Consider the following 20,110-nt stretch of genomic DNA (forward strand, 5'->3'; position numbering starts at 1 on the left):
ACCACACTAAAGCAAACGGGGCGCAAGCGCCCCGTTTTGATGCACCAATTGCACAATATAAGTGCGCAATCAGAACTTGTAGGTCACACCGACAGAAAAGATGCCTGCCCAGGACTTATCGACCATCGGGCTGTCTTTCACTTCATCGCTCAGACGCTCATAACGGCCAGTACCGTACACGCTCCAGTCGCCAAGGAAGTTATAGCTCGCGGTCAGCTCCAGGTACGGATCCCAGCCGTCATCTGCGCTGTAGCTCTTCAGACCGCTACGACGGGACTCGTTTTTAGAGACGCCATAATAGTAGTCATTGTAGTTCTCGCTGTTGTACTGCACACCAATACCCGGCGTCAGGGTCAGACCACCGTTGGTGTAACGGTACAGCCACGCCAGATCCCAGATAAAGCCGTTGCTGTTATCCAGCGTATCGCCTGCCAGGGCCGTACGCAGGAAGCCATACTGGGTGTTATGCACATAAGAGAGGCCGGCCATCATCGAGCTTTTACGCTTGTCGAGCTGGCGAAGCGCGTGGCTGTCGCTGTCACCCGGCTTGAAGTGCGTAGGATCGTAGTACGCCATGATGGAAAGCTTATCGGCCGTATCGTTCCACAGATAGTAGCCGCCGCCGAGCCCACGGAACCAGACGTTATCGCCTTCATAGGTGATAACCGGGACAGGATAAACATCACGGTCATACTGTTTGTACGGGCTGTTAATGACGCCAACACCCCCGCCAACCGTCCACTGACTTTCCGCCTGTGCGGTGCTTACTGCGGTCGCGGCAAGGATGCCTAATGCCAGAAGTTTGAGTTTGGTCACAATCCATTCTTTCCTGTAGTCAAATAATCAGCGGGTGAAGTGTAACCGCCATTCCCGTACATCCCAAAATTTTTTGCCTGCTAATCAGTCTGATTAACCCATTATTTTTAACTTATCAGATGACAACCGGCTTTCATTTACATGACCGCTGAATGAAAAATGTGCTTTTGCCTTATTACCAGAGTGGAAATTTTTGGATGAGTTATTGATATGTCATTGAAAGTAGATTTTATGGGCATGCAAGTTTTGCAAATGCCATCTACGCTTTAATTTAAGAAGAGTTTTCCTGAACACCCTGCGGTTCTTAGCGTCTGACCTGGCACACAGGTTGCTGCTCTGGCAGTGAGGTGCGAGAGATTCTCTTCCGGGAGCCTCCACTACTCATACGAACGGCTCTTATCCTGTGCTAAAAAACGAAAGGACGGCATGCCATGAATATATTCGATCACTATCGCCAGCGCTATGAAGCTGCCAAGGACGAAGAGTTCACACTGCAGGAGTTTCTTACCATCTGTCGGCAAGATCGCAGTGCCTATGCCAATGCGGCAGAACGGCTATTGATGGCTATTGGTGAGCCAAACATGGTTGACACTGCCCTGGAACCCCGGCTTTCCCGTCTCTTTTCGAATCGGGTGGTCGCCCGATACCCGGCGTTTGAAGAGTTCTATGGTATGGAAGATGCAATCGAACAGATTGTCTCCTACCTGAAGCATGCCGCTCAGGGTCTGGAAGAGAAGAAACAGATCCTCTATTTACTCGGCCCCGTGGGCGGCGGTAAATCCTCGCTGGCGGAACGCCTGAAGTCGCTGATGCAGCGCGTGCCTATCTATGTCCTGAGCGCCAACGGCGAGCGCAGCCCGGTGAATGACCACCCGCTGTGCTTGTTCAATCCGCAGGAAGATGCGCAGATTCTGGATAAAGAGTACGGCATCCCGCGTCGCTACCTCGGCACCATCATGTCGCCGTGGGCGGCAAAACGCCTGCACGAGTTTGGTGGCGACATCACCAAATTCCGCGTGGTGAAAGTCTGGCCGTCGATCCTGGAACAGATCGCCATCGCTAAAACGGAACCCGGTGATGAGAACAACCAGGATATTTCGGCGCTGGTCGGTAAGGTCGACATCCGCAAGCTGGAAAACTTCGCGCAAAACGACCCGGATGCCTACGGTTACTCTGGCGCGCTGTGCCGGGCTAACCAGGGGATTATGGAATTCGTCGAGATGTTTAAAGCGCCCATCAAGGTGCTGCATCCGCTGCTGACGGCCACTCAGGAAGGAAACTACAACGGGACGGAAGGTATCTCCGCCCTGCCGTTTAACGGGATCATTCTTGCCCACTCGAACGAATCTGAATGGGTGACCTTCCGTAACAACAAAAACAACGAGGCCTTCCTTGACCGCGTGTACATCGTCAAGGTGCCTTACTGCCTGCGGATCTCCGAAGAGATCAAAATTTACGAGAAACTGCTTAACCACAGTGAGCTGGTGCATGCGCCGTGCGCGCCGGGCACGCTGGAAACGCTGTCTCGCTTCTCCATCCTGTCGCGCCTGAAAGAGCCGGAAAACTCCAGCATCTACTCGAAAATGCGCGTCTATGACGGTGAGAGCCTGAAGGATACCGATCCGAAAGCGAAGTCGTATCAGGAGTATCGCGACTACGCCGGGGTTGATGAAGGGATGAACGGTCTGTCCACGCGCTTCGCGTTTAAGATCCTCTCCCGCGTCTTTAACTTCGACCATGCGGAAGTGGCGGCCAACCCGGTGCATCTGTTCTACGTGCTGGAGCAGCAAATCGAGCGCGAGCAGTTCCCCCAGGAGCAGGCTGAACGCTACCTTGAGTTCCTGAAAGGTTACCTGATCCCGAAATACGCCGAGTTCATTGGCAAAGAGATCCAGACGGCCTACCTGGAATCCTATTCAGAATACGGGCAGAACATTTTTGACCGTTATGTCACCTACGCTGACTTCTGGATCCAGGATCAGGAATACCGCGACCCGGATACCGGCCAGCTGTTTGACCGTGAATCCCTGAACGCGGAGCTGGAAAAAATCGAGAAGCCTGCCGGGATCAGCAACCCGAAAGACTTCCGTAACGAGATTGTGAACTTCGTCCTGCGCGCCAGAGCGCATAACAACGGGCGCAACCCGAACTGGACCAGCTACGAGAAGCTGCGCACGGTCATTGAGAAGAAAATGTTCTCCAATACCGAAGAGCTGCTGCCGGTGATCTCGTTTAACGCCAAAACCTCAACCGATGAACAGAAAAAACACGACGATTTTGTCGACCGTATGATGGAAAAAGGCTACACCCGCAAACAGGTCCGCCTGCTCTGCGAATGGTACCTGCGCGTGCGTAAATCGTCTTAAAACAAGTGCCCGGCGGCGCTTAGCGCCTGCCGGGCCTACAAAATGCAAGTTGGCAAATGCAGTACGGGGGGTATATGACCTGGTTTATTGACCGGCGTCTTAACGGCAAAAACAAGAGCACGGTGAACCGCCAGCGCTTCTTGCGTCGTTATAAAGCGCAAATTAAACAGTCTATCTCCGAGGCCATCAACAAACGCTCGGTGACCGACGTCGACAGCGGCGAGTCTGTCTCCATCCCCACCGATGACATCAGCGAACCGATGTTTCATCAGGGGCGAGGCGGCCTGCGCCATCGCGTACACCCAGGTAATGACCACTTCGTTCAGAACGACAGAATTGAGCGCCCTCAGGGCGGCGGCGGTGGTTCAGGGAGCGGTCAGGGACAGGCCAGCCAGGACGGTGAAGGTCAGGACGAATTTGTTTTCCAGATCTCAAAAGATGAATATCTCGACCTGCTGTTCGAAGACCTGGCGCTGCCGAATCTGAAAAAGAATCAGCATCGTCAGCTTAATGAATATAAAACCCACCGCGCGGGCTATACCGCCAACGGCGTGCCCGCCAACATCAGCGTCGTGCGTTCGCTGCAGAACTCGCTGGCGCGACGCACGGCCATGACGGCAGGCAAACGTCGCGAACTGCGCGAGCTGGAGAGCAGCCTGAAGGTGGTGGAAAATACGGAACCGGCGCAACTGCTGGAAGAGGAGCGCCTGCGTAAAGAGATTGCAGAGCTGAGGGCGAAGATCGAACGGGTCCCGTTTATCGACACCTTTGACCTGCGCTACAAGAACTACGAAAAACGCCCTGAGCCCTCCAGCCAGGCGGTGATGTTCTGTCTGATGGACGTGTCCGGCTCGATGGACCAGGCCACCAAGGATATGGCAAAGCGCTTCTATATTCTGCTCTATCTGTTCCTGAGCAGAACCTATAAGAACGTGGAGGTGGTCTATATCCGCCACCACACCCAGGCAAAAGAAGTGGATGAACATGAGTTCTTCTACTCGCAGGAAACCGGGGGCACCATCGTCTCGAGCGCGCTGAAGCTGATGGATGAAGTGGTCAAAGAGCGCTACGACCCGGCACAGTGGAACATTTATGCCGCGCAGGCGTCGGATGGCGATAACTGGGCCGACGACTCGCCGCTGTGTCACGAGATTCTGGCGAAGAAAATTCTGCCGGTCGTGCGTTACTACAGCTATATCGAAATCACCCGTCGTGCGCACCAGACCCTGTGGCGGGAGTATGAGCATCTGCAGTCGATGTTCGATAATTTTGCCATGCAGCATATCCGTGACCAGGATGACATTTATCCGGTGTTCAGGGAGCTGTTCCACAAGCAAAGCACATCAACAGCAAATTAAATCATTAAAATCAGCCAGTTAAATGCATTTTACTGGCTGATTTATTTGCGTTTTAGTGCTCGATTTTCATCATGTTTTTCATCCACTTAGCTTTTATTTTGGGGAAGGCTATTTTGTAAGAAATAGCTATACCAGATACCCTGTTTTTTAGTGTGCCCGTCATGGGGTGTCGGGGGTCGGAGGTTCAAATCCTCTCGTGCCGACCAAAAACACATTGAAAACCAGCCTTTTACGGCTGGTTTTTTCTTTGTGTAAAATCTCTATGGTGAAACTATGGTGAAATGATGGTTTAACCGTGCTTTAAATCGCCGGGCAATCATCGTTCCCTACCCTGTTAAGGCTATGCGTTAACACTCCAAAAACCTCCACGTCATCCAGCGCGTCGCCTTCTATCGCTTCACCATCTTCAGTGACCAACGCAGAACCGTAAAGCTTTGCAAACTCATTCCTGTTATCCATTCTTACCAGGAGCGTATCTCCCTGCTCTGGTCTCAGGGCAACGTTAATGACAGCCCAACCACATGACGTCTCTATTACCCGGCAGTTCCCGTCAATTCCGCATAGCAGATCTATGGTTAACCGCTGTTCCTGGTAATCCATAGCTGGCGATGGAAACCCCATGATGCACCTCCGATTGATACTGTTTATATATACAGTATTATCATTCCAGGCTCTGATCAAGGCGAAGCGGTTAACTTTCTTCAAACTTGTTGAAGTGGAAGGATATGTATAGCAAACTCAATCTTTCTAAAGTGTCGGCATCCTGCGCAGGGTTTTGCACTTGGCGCTTTCGGGTTTAGCTATGCCGCTATCACGAGATAACTGGTGGAATTTATAGTATGATTTTTTTGTGCTATAAATCATGAAAACTTAAAATATGACAGGAATTATCAATTGAAATATTTTCCTTCTGCTTCAGGAATTAGGGGAATTGCAGTGCTTTTGGTTCTGTTTGCTCACTCCTTTGTTCTTTATTATCCTGAACATTCAGATTATATGCGAGGATCTGGGAAGGTCGGCGTTTGGCTGTTTTTTATACTTAGCGCATTTTTATTAAGCCATAAACTGAATGGGATTGATCTCACGCCCCGCTCATTAGCATCATACCTTATTGGTAGGTTTCTAAGAATATTACCAATGTTTATTATTGCCGTTTCTATTTATTACTTTATGGGGTATTACGACTTTCAGAAGATGATAGACATATCTATATTTAGAGATACATTTTTTCATCTCTGGACTATTCCAGTTGAGTTTAAATTTTATTTCTTTCTACCAATAGTTAGTTATGCATTTTTCTTTGCGCAAAGAAAATTTGGGAATATCGCTGTCATAATCGCTTCAGGCATATTTATATTGGTCATTCAATTATGGTGGCCGTATTACATGACCCCAAGTAACTCGATTGATGTGACTTGGTATGTGCCGTGTTTTTTGCTTGGTGTTGTTGGCTCTGTAATATATATGGACATACAGAATCTGCTGACTGTTAGATTAGTAAATACGATATCTGCAATGTCAATATTTATCATATTCATGTTTTACCCTTCAGTCAGGAACCTGCTTACTGGTGGGGATTCAAGGGCTGATATTACAAATATGTTTATTCCTATTGGTCTTGTATGGACAATATTTGTGGTTGCATGTATTTCTGGAAGAGGGTTGCTTGGTTCCTTACTACAAAACGTAATAATTAGAAAAGTGGGGGAGTGGAGTTTTTCTATCTACTTATTCCATTTCATAGCGCTATCCACATTATCACAGTTTAAATTTGGAAAACCTGTTTCTGTTTTCATTACTATCCTTGCATCAATATTAATTGGGGCAATTGCATTTTACTTGATAGAATCGAGAATAGAAAAAGTAAGAGCAAAAATAGCCAAATTGATGTAATTATCGCCCACTCATTTTTTTAGTTGAGTGGGCGGTAGTTTTAATGAATATTTATATCAGCATTAAAGTTAACAATGTCCATAACATTTTTCTCCCCAGCTATAACCTCAGCTTTAATAGCATTTAACTGTTCAGTCTTGTACTTTATCTGCCCTAAGATATTTCCAGATGCTTCTTTCCAGGAAGTAACATTAGATAATATCTCACTAACTAATGTTTGTAACGTATATAATCCACTGGATGATGCTACTATTGCGTTTAGCATTTCTGGCACAAAACTATTATTACTTGCCCACAGATTTGCCTCTTCGCTTTGCGCCCACCATGTTGATGCTTCCTGCTCTGAATAGGGAGGTTTAATAGACATAAGCGCAGCACTACCATTCTCTCTTATCATTTTCAATGATGCGGCATAAGCATCATCCAGAGAAGGTGGTGGAGTTGTCCCTGAAAGCCAGGTGAAATCTGGATCGATATAAAACAACCCATCAGCAACGTTGTAATAATCACCGTTAGCACACTTCAGCCCTTCTGTAATCCTGACGATGATGTAGTCCGGGAACATATCGGACAGTTCCTGGAGTGTATAATCAGCAGGAAATACGTTAGTTACAATATTTCCTGGCTTTGAAACCATCGCATATGTATTCATTACGCAAACTCCATTAGGCGATCCTTTACCGCCAGGGCATACGATTAATGAGCCAAACGATGTGTTCCCACCATCCCCGCCCGCTCCGCTGACTCCGGCTGCACCTCCAGGGCCAACGACGTAAGGAAGACTTGCGCCAATTTCTGCTGCGGTCAATCTGACCTTAGCCCACGAACCACTGGCGCCGCCAGGTGATGCTGATGTCTGCGCTGATGATGTCGCTGGCGCAGAACCAGACCCACCACCTGCCCCCACAACATACACAAGCGCGTATTTTAAGTTGGCAGGCCTGGTATAAATCCCGGTACCTGACAGCGGTTTAATGTCGATCAACCTGCCAACATTTCCACCTGTGGTTAAACCAAGATTTTCCAGCGCAACCGGAACGTTGCCATCAGATTTGATGTCCGCAAATGGGCTTGACCGGGTCAGCAGTATCGCTTTAATGGCAGTCAGTAACTGATTGTGTTTCAACTTATCCAGGCTGGCGCCGCTTGCTTCAACCACGCCTGCCAGCTCTTCCTGCAGCATGTCAAAGTAATCATCATCAAGATCTGTAGCCGGGGTTCCTGTCTGTGGATTCCCACGGGTAAAGCCATTCTTGCCCGCGCCGAATTTATCTTTCTGCGCAGTAGGTGTGTCAATGCGATGCATAATGTCTCCGGTTAAAGTACGTTGATGCGGGTCGGGTCATTCGCATCGCGCTCAACAATCAGGTGCGCTTTAAACAGGTCATAGTTTTCTACGATCCCTTCACGCTCCATCTGGCGATACGTTGCCAGCAACTCACCCTTAATGACCGCAGGGGTGACAATCGCCTGGCCGGGGCCGAATCGTGTACCATCATTCGCCAGTTTATGACGGCCATACTTGCTGGTAATAACGGACTTCAGGCGACGGAGCACGTACGCACTGGTATGCAGCGTTTCGCTGTCCAGATAGCTGTTATCCGCCACGCCGTAAGCGTTCTTTTTGTAGGTGGTGATATCCCGCTGAATACGAAGCACACCGCCTTCTGCATATGCAGTAGCGACACCGTGAGTCAGTAACGATTGCTGCTCAGTACGAATGAAACGCTTGCCCGTTGGGGGCGGTAATGCTGTTACGCAGGTTTACCCACCAGCGCTTTGATGGCTGCCACATCTTCCAGCACACAATCGAAGCGATGGAATGCCAGGAAGGCGGTCTGATCGTACTCAGCATAACGTTCTACCAGGCGTTTAAGCGTCATGTAGGTAATACGTCGCACGATAAATCGATCGAAATCGCCGAGGAACGCGAATTTTTTACCCGCGGCAATACTGTCAATCGCCTGGTCGATCACATACGGAATATTCAGAATGGTGGCCGGGGTGCCGCCTGCCACATCCGGAAGCCACAGCGGGCGGTTCTGCCCATCCACCATCTCCTCGATCACCTGAAGCGTCGAATCATTAAACGCCCAACGGAACTTTGGCCCACCGCGATAAGCCGGGTCGATTGCGTGTTTAAGTTTGTTCATCTCCTGCCAGGTGAACGAGGCAGCTGCGGCAGTATTCACCGTCCCGGTAACTGAAGCCACCAGGCCTTTTGGCTGCACTGGCGTTCCTGCTCCGGTACCCTGAACCAGATATTTTGCTTCACCGCGCCCAATACGCTGACCAATGCGCGACGCCAGATAAGCTTCAATATCAACACCGCTGTCCTGCAGCAACTCGTTTGAAACCTTGATAATTTTGGATGACAACTTTTTGGCACCCAGAATTGCCGTGCCAAACGTCACGTCTTCTTCGGTTGTTTCCGTGTTTTCGCCCAGCAGTTCCCCCTCTTCCGCAGTGCCGTCGGACGTAGACCAGGTTATGTCCTGTCCATTGGAGGTGTTGAGGATTTGGGCCACGCTGGCGATACCACCGTAGGCCTTCATCGAGTCCACAATTTTATTCAGCATCTGGGTTGGCACGGTGTAACCGCCTTTCGCATCAGGCGTGGTAGGTGTATCGCCCGCCGGTATTAATCAGCGTTGTCTCCCACGGCATACAACAATCCAGTGAAGTAATTTCACCTCGACGATCACGTTTTACCCAAGTGTACCCGTTACCCCAGCCGAGGATGTGACGCTGCTTTAACTCGCGCCATTTATAGCTGGTCTGCCAGGTATTTGGCTCGTCATGAACAAGATAAAATGCCGGATGGTCCCGCGCAGGTTCAACCTTACCGTTGTGTTTTCGCATGACGTGCAGCGGCATCTGAGCAAGGTTTGATGACAGGACATAAATACAGGCATATACCGCAGCCAGCTTCATAGCTGTTTCAGGGCTCACATAAACATCGGCCCGAAATAAACCATCGGTATCAATCGAATCACCCGTTATTGGCGTTGATGGGTTCTCCAGTGATTCACTTCTGAATAAGGCATCAAGCAGCACGTTTACCCCCTCTGGCCATAGCCAGGGCGCACAGCACCATTAGCCCACCTGCGAACATGAGTGCCGGGGCCAGACCAAAACGCAGGTAAACCCCGGACGTAAGCAAGCCGAAACCGGCAAGCCCGATAACATCAGTAATAAGTGATTTCATAGAATTAAGAGGTCATCGTCCGGATCAAGTGATGAAAGGAAATCGCCAGGCTCTTTCAGCATTGCCCGACCGACTGCCATTATCAGCGCTACAGCGCCGTCGATTTTGTTTTCGTTCTGCTCCTTAATAGGCTTAACCACGTCATCGTTACCTGGAAGATATTTCCCGACGACGTTGCTGATACACCAGCTCATGATTGGGTTGCCGTCATGATGAAAACGCCCAGATTCAATAGCGGCCTCAAGCTCTTTCATCGGGTCAGACATATTGGTGTAGTTCTGGATTATCGTGATGGGGTTAAGACCTTCATCTGCCAAATCATGGGAAAGACCAGTTGCGCCGAACGGGTCTATTGGTGATTCGCTCACCGGGTTGAGTTTGTTCGCTGCTTTGGCTTCTTCCAGAATGTAGCGATAATCAACCTCTGCACCATCAGTTACCGTCAGCAATCCCATCTCAACCCATTTCTGAAAACGCTCAGCAGTACGACGGTCTTCATTTTTTTCAACGCTGAACACCGTGTCATAGGGCACCCAGAATCTCGGTGCGACACAGTAGTAATGTGTTTTACCGTCAATCTCCCGCGTAAACAGACGCGCCATGCTGTTCATGTCGAGTTTGCGTGCCAGGTCGAACGCCAGCACGCTCGGCTGTCCCTCAAATTGCTCCAGCGTAAGGGTCTTATCCTCGCAGTTCTGCCACGACACAAGGTTAAAGAAAGCTGCTCTGGCAGCAACCCAGATGTTGAGGTGCTTTGTTTTGAACACGCCAGCCTGACGGGCATTATTGATGGCTCGCTGTTGCTGGCTGAGCAAAAAGTCACGGTAGACCGACACGCCCATATTTGGGTTAGCCTTCTCCAGCACCTTTGGATCGGTCCAGTCATCGCCTTCATCGACCGTGTAGATCACCCCGAATAATTCTTCGTTCGGTACCGTACCGCTCAGCATCTCTATCACTTCCCGCCTTTTGTCGTAGCACGGCCCCTCAATGTTGTAGCCTGCCGTAGTGATAGCCCACATCAGCGGCTGGCGGCGGGCGCCCATACCCGTCAGCATTGTGGTGTAAAGCGAATCCGTCGGGTGTTCATGATATTCGTCGACAATGGCACAGTGTGGTGAAGCCCCGTCGCCGGGGTTGCCAATAAGCGGCTCGAAGCGTGCACCATCCTCGGGACGGTTCAGGTTAGAAGCGTTCACCTCAATACCGAACGCCTCCACCAGCAGCGGCGTACGCTTGCACATCAGGCGCGCTGGTCTGAATACTTCCCATGCCTGTTTTTCGGTGGTGGCACCGGAATAAACCTCTGCCCCAAATTCGTTGTCACAGGTAAAGCAAAACAGCGCCACCCCAGCAGAGATAGCCGATTTACCATTCTTACGCGGTATTTCCGTGTAGACCTCACGGAAGCGACGAAGCTTAGTGCCTTTTTGTACCCAGCCAAACGCGCAGCAGACAATGAACAATTGCCACGGCTCCAGGGTGATCGGCATCCGCTTAAACGCCCATTCGCCTTTGGTATGCGGCAATAGTTGAATAAACTTTGCGGCTTTCTCCGCCATATCCTTGTCAAAGCGGTACCGGAATTTTCGGCTCTTCTCCTGGGCCATATCGTCGATATGACGCTGACAGGCCTGAATGACAAACTGGCACGCCGGGACTTTACCCCGCACAACGTTGCGGGCGTACTGATTCGCGGCGTTAACGTTAGGGTACGATTTCCGGCTCATGAATTGATCATCTTCAGGAATGGGTTTGAGGTTTTCTTCTGACCAGCAAGACCGATCAGACGCTGGCGGCTACTCGGATCAAGTCCCAGCATTGAACCGGTAGAACTCATCTCCGATTCCTGTTCTTTTTTGGCTGTAAGTTCAGGGTTCTTAATTTTTCCCCCCATAGCCCCAACGATTGAAAGACCATCACGGGCGATGTTTTTGACAGCACGGCGCCAGAACTCGTAAGCCACACACCAGCGTTCAAGCACCGCAAGATCGGTTACACAGAGAAGACCTTGCCCGCATAATTCCTTCGTGGTCAGTTCCCACATGACGGAGGCCATCGGCATACCATCGTCTTCGGAAAACCATTCCGGGGGTTCAACGCCTTTAATGGGTGTGAAAACTGGTTCTTCTTTATTAAGGGCTCGCTTGCCGGGGTTACCAGCCAGCTCCTTGCGCGCCGTTGGCTTGGGGCGACGCCCGGAACGCCCCGTCGTTCCAGCCATAAGCGACACTCCAGGTTAAATTTGATTTTTCGCGGGTAAAAAAATTCGAGGAGGCGGGCAGTCCGGAAGGCGCGAGGTCGCAGAGATTTGACCTCCCCCTCCCCTGAGTGATGATGACATTGATTCTCACTTGAGCCGCTCACGCGCGGTCTTAGCGGCGTGACACGACCAGCACAGGCTTTCAAGGTTACTGTCATCATCAGTGCCGCCGTGAGCCTTCGCCTTAATGTGGTCCACACAGGAAGCCTGCCTTGCAATCCCCTGACGCAGATGATTCTGGCATAGAGCATTGTCGCGCTTCAGTATGCGAGCGCGTATGACTTCCCACTTCGTTCCATATCCACGCTGATGCCTAGATTGTCCTGATTTGTAGGATTTCCATCCTTCGCCTTTATGTTTTTCGCAGTAACCGGACGGGTCTGTAGTGGTGGAGCGGCAGCCGCGAACACGGCAGGCTTTTGGTGTTCGTGGTGGCATATATCCTCGTTATGACAATAAAAAACCGCCCTCAGGCGGTTAAATTTTGAGATTTAAAATTTTGGTGCTATGCCATATTTCGGCGTCTTTATATTCGCAGCCCAGACTTTGATATCGTTTTGAAGCAATAAAGTGAAATCTGACTTGAGATAGTTAACCATCTCATTGACCTTGCCTGCATCATTCACTGCAAAGTGTTCAATCCTGTTAGCTCCGACTGATACACAGGTGTAAGTTGCAGGCACATCCTTCCCGTTAGCATTAAGCCGCATCTTCCTATCGCCACAACCACCATCGGACATATAGGATACGAGCATATTAGCTGACTCCCTCCCCGGTTGAGAGATACTTATCATGACAGGCAACCCCTCTGAGGTCTGGGTAATGTCGTAGAGTACAGCATCTTTTTGATACCAGGTATTGTATTCTCTTTCCTGAAACGCTGCGTAGGATGGAGAAGAAATCGTCGCCAGCAAAGCGATTGTAAGAGAGTGAATTTTCATCGGTTGCTATTGTATTGTTTAGGCAAAGTTATTATCCATATTGTGCCAACAGCAACAACAACGTAAGATTATTCCTACTATTTTTAGTAGCGCTAAATTCCCTCTTAGCAACAGTTAAGTACCCATATATCTCATATCAATAAAGCATTACAAATCCCGGTAATTTGCATTAAGTAAAAACTAACTCCATGGTAACGAAAAAAATTTGCAATAACCTCTCAATACATTATCAGTATTCTACAGCATCAACCTTATTTTTGGTGAGCTTTTTCGAATGGAGAACTGGCTGCTATGTTTCATCCATGATGTCTAATAACAAAGGGTCACTTATTAAACAAATAAGCGAGTATGCCAGGCTTAACGAGCAGGAAGAAATCCAGTTGCGCAAGATAATCAGCTGATTTATTCATCTGCATAAGTCTATAACCATTATCAAGCCCACCAGCAGGTGAGCTTTGTAATGGCTGCCACTACCCGGAGTGGCCACGCTCATGCCCTTGAGACGCTGTCGCTTTATCGCCGCTTATAACCGGTGCGCGTCTGGCGTTCGCGCTGCTTTACCGGAGCATGTTCCCTCACTTACCCTCACAACGGTCTGCTATACCTGCTCGCCATTACGCGACTCGGGGCAGCATCATGACTGCTGCATTGCCTTTCCGGCCTATCCGCTTTATTGGTTCATTGGCTTTCTCCCGGCAATAAAAAACCGCCCTGAGGCGGCTTATGCTTCTTGAAAATATTTCATGTTGAAATAGGAATTTTCGCACCAATAACAGATTTGCCCAATCCGGGATAACCTCTGGAAAATTCTATGATTCATACTGTTCATTTTTTATGCCCAGTCAATCCAAGCACAGTAAGCTTGCTTCAAAACAACATTTTGTCAGCAATAGCTCAAGGGGCAACCCGAATCAACCTACACATTTCGAGCTCTGGCGGCGACGTAACATCCGGCTTTACCGCTTACAATTTCATCAAAACACTTCCAATTCCAGTTTATTGCTTCAACATTAGCAATATAGATTCAATTGCTAATGCGATTTTCCTCGCTGGTATAAAGCGCTTTGCTAATCATGGAGCAAGATTTTTGTTGCATCCCTTTCAGTGGAACTTCGGCGGAATGCAAAGTGTCGATCACGAACGAATGCGCGAATGGGTATCTAGTTTAGATCACGACCTTGACCGCCTCATTTCTATCTTTAACGAGGAAACTGTTTCCGCTGGACAATTCACTGACTGGCGTGAGCTGATCAGAACTTCTTCCATTCTTAATCCTGAGAGAGCTGCAACTCTCGGCCTTATTGAAGGTATTCAGGAGGCTAGCATCGTTGAACCCAATGCTACCTGGTGGATTAATTGTTGACATAAAGTAACCTTTCAGAGCCCGATTATTTTTAAGATTATAGTCGGGCTTAATCATTGCGATTGTCAAATAAATGTTCAATTAAGAATCTTTTTCTTGCAATTGACCTGCCAAGATCTGTTATGCGTCAGGATGTCTTTCTTCGTCTGGCGGTCCATAACGTCAATGTCATGATCGGTCAGGTAGATTGGCTTTACCCAGTCACAGGCGGTATCAACCACCACCGGGACGCTTCCACGTGTTACGCAGCTCGCGATCAACATCGTCATCAGGCATGCGGTTAACAGTCTGCTGTACATTGCTGGCCTCTTTCGTTGCTTCTACCCGGCGTTCGGCTACTGCTTCAGTGGCTGCGGCCTTTTCTTCGGTGCGCTGCAGGTCTGCTTTCGCTTCCGCTTTGCTGGTACCGCGTGAATGACCCAAGCCAAACGCGGCAGCGATAGCAGCAAATACTGCTACAACGAGTCCGGTGATCATCTCAAGCGTCATATAACCACCCGTTCCTTTACCCAGCCATAAACAAACGTCTCGTTCGCGCTGCGCTGTTCTGCCAGCTCGAGATAACGCTGGCCCTGGCTGCAATTCAGGGCGCGGAGCATAACCAGTTCACCCTCTTTCCCTCGCCGGGAAAGATAGCTTTTTAGCGCGCTGATAGTTCGCGGACCGATAAAACCATCTGCAATCAGATCGGGATAGAGCGTGCCCTGAATGTTGAATACGTTCAGCCAGCGCTGGAACCATTTGGTCTGAACCGATGGGCCCATGTTAACGCCGGCACCGAAGATGAATGATGTGATGAAGTAACCCACCAGCTTAAGTCGACTGATGTTTACCGCCGTAGCGACGTAGAACACCGCACCAGCGAATGCGCCGAACACCACACCGTAGTCTATGCCGGTTGCCAGGCCAAACATGCTGGCTCCCATCAAACCACCAGCCGCTACCGTAGTGCCAGAAACAGGATCGGACATTTAGCCCCCTCTTATTGCCGTGAGTCCTCTCAGAAATGAGGGGAAAGAATTTTAAAAATTTGAATTTGCTTCAGAGATCATTTTATGAACATATACACCTATAATCTCCAGTGCTATCATGATAAGTCCTTTATTTCAGGAGGTTATATGATTTATCTGCTGGAAGGTGATTCATTTGTTGAGGTTGACGACTGGCAGAAGGTTTGTGCCAGGCCAAGCTATTTAGAAAACCTTGTAGTTAAAGATCGAACTCTCGAAAGAATTGTCGGCTACTACGAGCTACCTGAAAAAGTAAAATGCGGACTTTCCAATTGCCATAAGAGGCATTTTAAAGGCTATGTTGTTGAAACAGACGACAGCTCAGAAACCAACATTGGGCATGACTGCGGCTCAAAATACTTCGATGTTCAATTTGAAACCATGTCATCTGAGTTTCTAAATGCCCTCGAAATAGCAAAAGCAAAAGCCTTTATTTTAGACAATAAGGCCCGTGTTTTCGAATACTGGCAGAAAGTTAATGCGCTGGCTGTAGGCCCTAAGAACGTCTCGTGGGCTATCGATTTATACAGAAAAATAAACTCATCAGACGTAATTGGTCTTGCTGCCTACCGCGCTTTGAGAGAGATGCAAGCGAACGGGAATGGCAATGTCACTACGACACGCCCTCCTACAGCGAAAGAAATAGAGCTTGCAAAAGCTTCAGGACAACCTGTACCTCAGGCTGTTGAGGTTATTGTTGGTTTCATTTCAAATATTGATTTTATATCGCCTGATAACGATTTAACCGAACTTTATGAAAATCAATTACGAGGAGTAGTTCAAGCATTACAGAATGCAGATCCTGAAAAACTATCAAGAACCCAAATGCGGCCTATTGTTAACGGTATCTCAGCTCTGAACACAAGAATTGAAAGGGTTAAAGAGATAATTGAAACAGCAAAAGTATTTTTTACACAGGAAAATCTTTCTCAGTTGATTATTCAGCTGGAAGATAACAAAAACATCAGTTCTTCAGATGTTAAGCGTTATAGAGAGTTTGTTGAGAGTCTCTAAAAAAATAAAACCCGCTTCTGGCGGGTTTATGTTTTGTTCTGTTGCTCAGTACGCTTTACTGTCCCGAGCCTACCACAATTTAAGCACTTTCTTGCTCACTCTGCAACTTAAATCTGTCGCCATTTGTGCCAAACGCATCACAAAGTGGAGCGTACAGGATCGATTCTGCCAAACTTACCCATGTGTCGATGCGGCGGCGGCAAGTGATTAGAGTCCAGTCAGGGTGTTTTGCATTCAGCTCGTTTGCCATCTGCAGTTTGCTCTTGCGGAGCCGGTGACGGTCAACTATTACGCCATACAACCCACGGTATTCATCATTCATCAGGACCGAAGCAATAACACCATCCACCTTAAGGCCCTCTTCGTCGGAGCAGAACGCCAAGCCACTTTTGTTTTTGCTGTCGAGGATTTCGCGCAGGTAAGCTTCCAGCTCAGGTTTAGTGATGCCGGATTTCTTCATGCGGCGCAACGCATCGTTGATTGCGGTCTTGGTGATTTTCCCGGATGCCAGCAGCTGGTTGAACATGTTTCCGCCTGAACCACCACCGATGTATGACCAGCGGCCCCACATGCGGAGCTTGCCCTGTATGGCCAGCATCCAGAACAGAGATGGGTGATGTGCTTCTGTATCGCGCCGCCCCGCCGGCGCCGGTATCTGTGCCCACATTCGAGGAATGGTGTGAGCAGACTAAGCAGAAACCTCTCGGCTGGGTTCGTGACGCCATGAAAGAAGCGTATGACGGATGCCGCGACGCCATGCTTCAGGCTGCCGATAGAAAACCTGAATTAACTGTCTGGTATGGTTCAATGCCGGAAAGTAATGGTAAGGCTAACTGGACGGCAATTCTTCATCGCAAGGGCGAAGGTCGCTGCATGGATGGGTTCACCATTGACCGTTCTGAATATCCTGGTCGCGTACTCTATGCCGCAGATCGCGTCCGTTACCTCATCGGTGAAAAAAGTGAGCGCCCAAGCATTTTGGATTATGACGCTGATGCGCACAGTGGATATGTGAGACCTGGCAACTCTCCGGTGATTCCGGATGGTTGGGTGCTGGTTCCGGTAGAGCCGACAGAAGACATGATGGTCAATGGGTTCGAATCAGAGCCAGATGAGAGCTTTAGCGATGAGAAAGAATGGGAAGAGTATGAGGCTATGAGTGGATGCCAGCAGGCGGCTCACCGGGCAAAACTATGCTGGGCGGCAATGTTAGCAGCAGCGCCCAGGCCGGAGGCTTGATGTCCAGTAAACTGAAACAGCGGCGTATGCGCCGCCTTAAAGCGGATGTCGCATGGTGGCGTGAAGAGGCAGAGGATTGCCGCTACCGCCTGCTGGAGTTGGCCGCAGAAATCGACAGGCTCAAAAAGCTGGTCATCCGCGTGCCGATGCCGGTTCTCATGCCAAAGGAGATGGTCCACCAGCTCTATTACACCGAAACAAAAAGATGTCGTACCTGCAATGATGGGCTCCGAGGTGGTTGCTCATCTTGCATTTTCTATAAGAGATAGCCGGGTGCAGCCGGTTAAGTGGAGATCAACGTATGGGGCAGTTAGTAACACTTCATGAGTGGGCGTCGGGTCCTAATGGGTTCAAATATCCATTAAGCAACTCAGCACTGAACAAAATAGCCAAGACCAAGCAAACTTTCCCACCAGCTTTAAAGCAAGGTCGCCGCTGGGTTATAGATGAGGACGCTCGTTTTATTGGCATGGTAAGCAATGTTGATATTTCATCATCATTATCCGACAAGGCTCGCCAGTTAGTGGAGAAAGCAATAAATGGCAGCTCGCCCCAGAAAGCATAACGTTAAAATACCTAACCTGTATTGCAAGTTGGATAAACGTACATCAAAAATCTACTGGCAATATCGCCACCCTGTCACTGGAACATTTGTTGGTTTTGGAACAGATGAAGAGGCAGCCAAAGCTGCTGCTACGGAGTTAAATCGGATAACATCTGAGCAGGAAACACGTCAATCCTTCGCTCTTATCGATATGGCCATTAAGAAGACAGATAAGAAAGAGAAAGGAATTCGAGTCGCAGACTGGATAAAAAGGTACGTAGATATTCAGATGGAAAGGATGCGTGACGGAGAAATAAAAAAACCGACCGTAAAATCTAGGAGGTTATGTGCTCAAGTTCTGGCTGACAGAGCTCCTAACGTTCGCCTAAAAGATGTTGACACGAAGTTAATCGCAAAAATTATTGATGAATATAAGTCTGAAGGTAAACATCGAATGGGTCAGCTGATTAGGAGCGTGCTTAACGACGTATTTAAAGAGGCTCAACATGCTGGTGAGGTTGAACCCGGCTACAATCCTGCTTTAGCAGTTAAAAATCCGATAGCAAAGGTCAAGCGAAGCAGGCTCAGTATCGAACAATGGAAGGTAATCTATGAAAGCGCGGGAACATTGCCACCATGCGCTCAGAATTCCATGCTATTGGCTTTGGTGACGGGTCAACGTATTGGCGACATAGTGGCGATGAAGTTTAGCGATATATGGGATAATCATCTTCATATAACCCAAAGTAAAACAGGAATGAAGTTAGCTATTCCTTTAAATTTACGGTGTGATGCCATTGGCATGACGCTTGCAGAAGTAATAAGTAAGTGTCGAGACATAGTTGTGAGCCCGTATCTGATACACCACGTGAAACATCATGCTTACGGTAAAGCTGGTTCTCACGTTCCTGAAAAAACAATATCTAAGTATTTCAAAGAAGCGAGAGATAAAGCAAATATTGACTGGCCAAAGGATTGTATTGCCCTGCCCCCATTTCATGAGCAGCGTTCGCTTTCATCTAGAACCTATAAAGCACAGGGTATTGATGTCAAAACTTTGCTTGGGCATAAAACTGAAGCGATGAGCACAATGTATGGAGATGATCGTGGTCTGGAGTGGAACAAACTTGTGATTTAGCGAGATAGATAACTTTTAGAAAGTGCCAAATGATAAGCTGGCGTTATATGAGTTTTGGGGATTTTTTTTGGGGATGATTTGGGGAAGAAAAATTAACCTTATATAACAATAAAATAAAAATCATCGAATTGTTCCACAAGCAGTCTGCTACCAGCAACGCATAATCCCACAGCCAGCGAACCCGCTGGCTGTTTTCTTTCGACCCCGTTCATCCCGTGCTAATGTAGACCCCTGCATACTGGATTATCACCGGGAAAATCGTTATGACTGACGACGTTATTGGAACAGGAACCCACCAGCAGCTCATTACCTTACTCACCGAGCAGGGCGCGCGTTTTCGCGTCATGGAGCACGAGGCGGTCGGGAAATGTGAAGCGGTAAGTGAAATTCGCGGAACCGACCTGCGGCAAGGCGCTAAAGCCCTGGTCTGCAAGGTGAAGGGAAACGGCGTAAAGAAACATGTTCTGGCGATCCTTGCCGCCGACCTGCAGGCTGACCTGAGCCAGCTTGCCAGCCATTTTGGCGGGCTAAAGGCCTCCCTCGCCAGCCCTGCCGAAGTCGATGCCCTGACCGCCTGCGTTTTCGGCGCTATCCCGCCCTTTAGCTTCCATCCTGATTTGGCGCTGGTTGCCGACCCGCTGCTGTTCGAGCGCTTTGACGAAATCGCGTTTAACGCCGGCCTGCTGGAGAAATCCGTGATTATGGATACCCAGGATTACCTGCGCATCGCCCGTCCTGAACTCGTCACCTTCCATAAAGCCTAACTGCAACGGCTGACGCCCTGTCAGCCTTTTCTTTCCAGGAACAGCACGGAGGCAACGAGAATAACGGCAATAGCGAAAAACGATGAGGAGATAATCAGCGTTTCCACATACATGTGATCGTTCATGATGGCGACCCTTTTGCGATATCTGCTTTCGTTTTAATCCGCGTAAATGACAAGGTTATGACAACGAT

At 48.9% G+C, this 20,110-nt stretch carries 20 protein-coding genes and 3 pseudogenes; 10 read left to right on the forward strand and 13 right to left on the reverse strand.

The genetic code is table 11. The annotated features are described in order from the left end of the window. Window positions 1-69: 69 nt before the first annotated feature. On the reverse strand, window positions 70-816 hold the full coding sequence (locus tag B498_RS14280; protein WP_008500712.1) for a MipA/OmpV family protein: 747 nt from the start codon (window positions 814-816) through the stop codon (window positions 70-72). Between the two features lie 431 nt (window positions 817-1,247). Between B498_RS14280 and yeaG the strand changes: the two genes are divergently transcribed. The 3 genes from yeaG (at window position 1,248) to B498_RS0121330 (ending at window position 6,433) form a co-directional block, all read left to right on the forward strand. Next, window positions 1,248-3,182: a protein kinase YeaG gene (gene yeaG / locus B498_RS14275; protein ID WP_008500713.1), complete on the forward strand. Its 1,935-nt coding sequence runs from the start codon at window positions 1,248-1,250 to the stop codon at window positions 3,180-3,182. 74 nt (window positions 3,183-3,256) lie between these two features. Continuing rightward, the gene (locus B498_RS14270; RefSeq protein WP_008500714.1) at window positions 3,257-4,540 is read left to right on the forward strand and encodes a YeaH/YhbH family protein; all 1,284 of its coding nucleotides are present in this window, start codon (window positions 3,257-3,259) and stop codon (window positions 4,538-4,540) included. 894 nt (window positions 4,541-5,434) lie between these two features. Then, window positions 5,435-6,433, forward strand: coding sequence for an acyltransferase family protein (locus B498_RS0121330; RefSeq protein WP_008500716.1), 999 nt, complete (start codon window positions 5,435-5,437; stop codon window positions 6,431-6,433). Between the two features lie 40 nt (window positions 6,434-6,473). On the opposite strand, the gene B498_RS23340 is transcribed toward B498_RS0121330, so the two are convergent. The 8 genes and pseudogenes from B498_RS23340 to B498_RS0121345 form a co-directional block, all read right to left on the reverse strand. Next, window positions 6,474-7,739 carry a hypothetical protein gene (locus B498_RS23340; RefSeq protein ID WP_008500718.1) on the reverse strand — a complete coding sequence of 422 codons (1,266 nt, stop codon included), beginning with the start codon at window positions 7,737-7,739 and terminating at the stop codon, window positions 6,474-6,476. Window positions 7,740-7,753: 14 nt separating this feature from the next. After that, window positions 7,754-8,191: pseudogene (locus B498_RS14260) on the reverse strand (phage tail sheath C-terminal domain-containing protein); the annotation flags it as partial. Then, a pseudogene (locus B498_RS14255) lies at window positions 8,188-9,054 on the reverse strand (phage major capsid protein); the annotation flags it as partial. The pseudogenes B498_RS14255 and B498_RS14260, both read right to left, overlap by 4 nt. Further along, a pseudogene (locus tag B498_RS22885) lies at window positions 9,053-9,490 on the reverse strand (phage portal protein); the annotation flags it as partial. The pseudogenes B498_RS14255 and B498_RS22885, both read right to left, overlap by 2 nt. 147 nt (window positions 9,491-9,637) lie before the next feature. Next, on the reverse strand, window positions 9,638-11,371 hold the full coding sequence (locus tag B498_RS14240; protein WP_008500723.1) for a terminase large subunit: 1,734 nt from the start codon (window positions 11,369-11,371) through the stop codon (window positions 9,638-9,640). Next, the gene (locus B498_RS14235) at window positions 11,368-11,865 is read right to left on the reverse strand and encodes a phage terminase small subunit P27 family (protein ID WP_008500724.1); all 498 of its coding nucleotides are present in this window, start codon (window positions 11,863-11,865) and stop codon (window positions 11,368-11,370) included. Before B498_RS14235 ends, B498_RS14240 begins: the two co-directional genes overlap by 4 nt. Window positions 11,866-11,991: 126 nt before the next feature. Beyond that, window positions 11,992-12,342: an HNH endonuclease gene (locus tag B498_RS22185; RefSeq protein WP_032622823.1), complete on the reverse strand. Its 351-nt coding sequence runs from the start codon at window positions 12,340-12,342 to the stop codon at window positions 11,992-11,994. Window positions 12,343-12,395: 53 nt separating this feature from the next. Further along, entirely contained in the window at window positions 12,396-12,845 is a 450-nt protein-coding gene (locus B498_RS0121345; protein ID WP_032622824.1) for a hypothetical protein, read from the reverse strand. An 811-nt stretch (window positions 12,846-13,656) separates the two neighbouring features. Here B498_RS0121345 and B498_RS14230 point away from each other — a divergent pair. After that, window positions 13,657-14,208 carry an ATP-dependent Clp protease proteolytic subunit gene (locus B498_RS14230; protein WP_008500726.1) on the forward strand — a complete coding sequence of 184 codons (552 nt, stop codon included), beginning with the start codon at window positions 13,657-13,659 and terminating at the stop codon, window positions 14,206-14,208. Window positions 14,209-14,421: 213 nt separating this feature from the next. Here B498_RS14230 and B498_RS0121355 read toward each other — a convergent pair whose 3' ends face one another. Further along, entirely contained in the window at window positions 14,422-14,697 is a 276-nt protein-coding gene (locus tag B498_RS0121355) for a hypothetical protein (protein WP_032622826.1), read from the reverse strand. Then, window positions 14,694-15,179, reverse strand: coding sequence for a putative holin (locus B498_RS22190; RefSeq protein ID WP_071530953.1), 486 nt, complete (start codon window positions 15,177-15,179; stop codon window positions 14,694-14,696). Before B498_RS22190 ends, B498_RS0121355 begins: the two co-directional genes overlap by 4 nt. A gap of 147 nt (window positions 15,180-15,326) precedes the next feature. On the opposite strand from B498_RS22190, the gene B498_RS14225 reads away from it, so the two are divergent. Then, a complete protein-coding gene (locus tag B498_RS14225) occupies window positions 15,327-16,232 on the forward strand; it encodes a hypothetical protein (protein ID WP_008500729.1) in 906 nt (301 codons plus the stop codon). A 79-nt stretch (window positions 16,233-16,311) separates the two neighbouring features. On the opposite strand, the gene B498_RS14220 is transcribed toward B498_RS14225, so the two are convergent. Then, window positions 16,312-16,830 (reverse strand): DUF1133 family protein, encoded by a 519-nt coding sequence (locus tag B498_RS14220; protein ID WP_050547794.1) that lies wholly within the window; start codon window positions 16,828-16,830, stop codon window positions 16,312-16,314. Window positions 16,831-16,841: 11 nt separating this feature from the next. On the opposite strand from B498_RS14220, the gene B498_RS23345 reads away from it, so the two are divergent. The 5 genes from B498_RS23345 (at window position 16,842) to B498_RS14200 (ending at window position 19,917) form a co-directional block, all read left to right on the forward strand. Then, window positions 16,842-17,471 carry a hypothetical protein gene (locus B498_RS23345; protein ID WP_008500731.1) on the forward strand — a complete coding sequence of 210 codons (630 nt, stop codon included), beginning with the start codon at window positions 16,842-16,844 and terminating at the stop codon, window positions 17,469-17,471. Next, window positions 17,471-17,740 (forward strand): hypothetical protein, encoded by a 270-nt coding sequence (locus B498_RS14215; RefSeq protein ID WP_008500732.1) that lies wholly within the window; start codon window positions 17,471-17,473, stop codon window positions 17,738-17,740. The genes B498_RS23345 and B498_RS14215 overlap by 1 nt, the downstream gene beginning before the upstream one ends. A gap of 32 nt (window positions 17,741-17,772) precedes the next feature. Then, window positions 17,773-18,036, forward strand: coding sequence for an excisionase (locus B498_RS14210; protein ID WP_008500733.1), 264 nt, complete (start codon window positions 17,773-17,775; stop codon window positions 18,034-18,036). After that, window positions 18,011-19,153: a phage integrase Arm DNA-binding domain-containing protein gene (locus B498_RS14205; protein ID WP_008500734.1), complete on the forward strand. Its 1,143-nt coding sequence runs from the start codon at window positions 18,011-18,013 to the stop codon at window positions 19,151-19,153. Before B498_RS14210 ends, B498_RS14205 begins: the two co-directional genes overlap by 26 nt. 263 nt (window positions 19,154-19,416) lie before the next feature. After that, the gene (locus B498_RS14200; protein ID WP_008500735.1) at window positions 19,417-19,917 is read left to right on the forward strand and encodes a YbaK/prolyl-tRNA synthetase associated domain-containing protein; all 501 of its coding nucleotides are present in this window, start codon (window positions 19,417-19,419) and stop codon (window positions 19,915-19,917) included. A 20-nt stretch (window positions 19,918-19,937) separates the two neighbouring features. On the opposite strand, the gene yoaI is transcribed toward B498_RS14200, so the two are convergent. Further along, entirely contained in the window at window positions 19,938-20,042 is a 105-nt protein-coding gene (gene yoaI / locus B498_RS22890; protein ID WP_008500736.1) for a small membrane protein YoaI, read from the reverse strand. Window positions 20,043-20,110 lie beyond the last annotated feature (68 nt).

Source organism: Enterobacter sp. SST3, from assembly GCF_000286655.1.
GTDB classification, from domain to species: domain Bacteria; phylum Pseudomonadota; class Gammaproteobacteria; order Enterobacterales; family Enterobacteriaceae; genus Enterobacter; species Enterobacter roggenkampii.

Bases quoted from the DNA above. Each gene is read 5' to 3' on its own strand.
- B498_RS14230 (WP_008500726.1), top strand. From the start codon at position 13,657: ATGATTCATACTGTTCATTTTTTATGCCCAGTCAATCCAAGCACAGTA.
- B498_RS14200 (WP_008500735.1), top strand. From the start codon at position 19,417: ATGACTGACGACGTTATTGGAACAGGAACCCACCAGCAGCTCATTACC.
- B498_RS14225 (WP_008500729.1), top strand. From the start codon at position 15,327: ATGATTTATCTGCTGGAAGGTGATTCATTTGTTGAGGTTGACGACTGG.
- yoaI (WP_008500736.1), bottom strand. From the start codon at position 20,042: ATGAACGATCACATGTATGTGGAAACGCTGATTATCTCCTCATCGTTT.
- yeaG (WP_008500713.1), top strand. From the start codon at position 1,248: ATGAATATATTCGATCACTATCGCCAGCGCTATGAAGCTGCCAAGGAC.
- B498_RS0121345 (WP_032622824.1), bottom strand. From the start codon at position 12,845: ATGAAAATTCACTCTCTTACAATCGCTTTGCTGGCGACGATTTCTTCT.
- B498_RS23340 (WP_008500718.1), bottom strand. From the start codon at position 7,739: ATGCATCGCATTGACACACCTACTGCGCAGAAAGATAAATTCGGCGCG.
- B498_RS14210 (WP_008500733.1), top strand. From the start codon at position 17,773: ATGGGGCAGTTAGTAACACTTCATGAGTGGGCGTCGGGTCCTAATGGG.
- B498_RS22190 (WP_071530953.1), bottom strand. From the start codon at position 15,179: ATGTCCGATCCTGTTTCTGGCACTACGGTAGCGGCTGGTGGTTTGATG.
- B498_RS14235 (WP_008500724.1), bottom strand. From the start codon at position 11,865: ATGGCTGGAACGACGGGGCGTTCCGGGCGTCGCCCCAAGCCAACGGCG.
- B498_RS14270 (WP_008500714.1), top strand. From the start codon at position 3,257: ATGACCTGGTTTATTGACCGGCGTCTTAACGGCAAAAACAAGAGCACG.
- B498_RS14205 (WP_008500734.1), top strand. From the start codon at position 18,011: ATGGCAGCTCGCCCCAGAAAGCATAACGTTAAAATACCTAACCTGTAT.
- B498_RS0121355 (WP_032622826.1), bottom strand. From the start codon at position 14,697: ATGACGCTTGAGATGATCACCGGACTCGTTGTAGCAGTATTTGCTGCT.
- B498_RS14220 (WP_050547794.1), bottom strand. From the start codon at position 16,830: ATGCTGGCCATACAGGGCAAGCTCCGCATGTGGGGCCGCTGGTCATAC.
- B498_RS23345 (WP_008500731.1), top strand. From the start codon at position 16,842: ATGGGTGATGTGCTTCTGTATCGCGCCGCCCCGCCGGCGCCGGTATCT.
- B498_RS14215 (WP_008500732.1), top strand. From the start codon at position 17,471: ATGTCCAGTAAACTGAAACAGCGGCGTATGCGCCGCCTTAAAGCGGAT.
- B498_RS14240 (WP_008500723.1), bottom strand. From the start codon at position 11,371: ATGAGCCGGAAATCGTACCCTAACGTTAACGCCGCGAATCAGTACGCC.
- B498_RS22185 (WP_032622823.1), bottom strand. From the start codon at position 12,342: ATGCCACCACGAACACCAAAAGCCTGCCGTGTTCGCGGCTGCCGCTCC.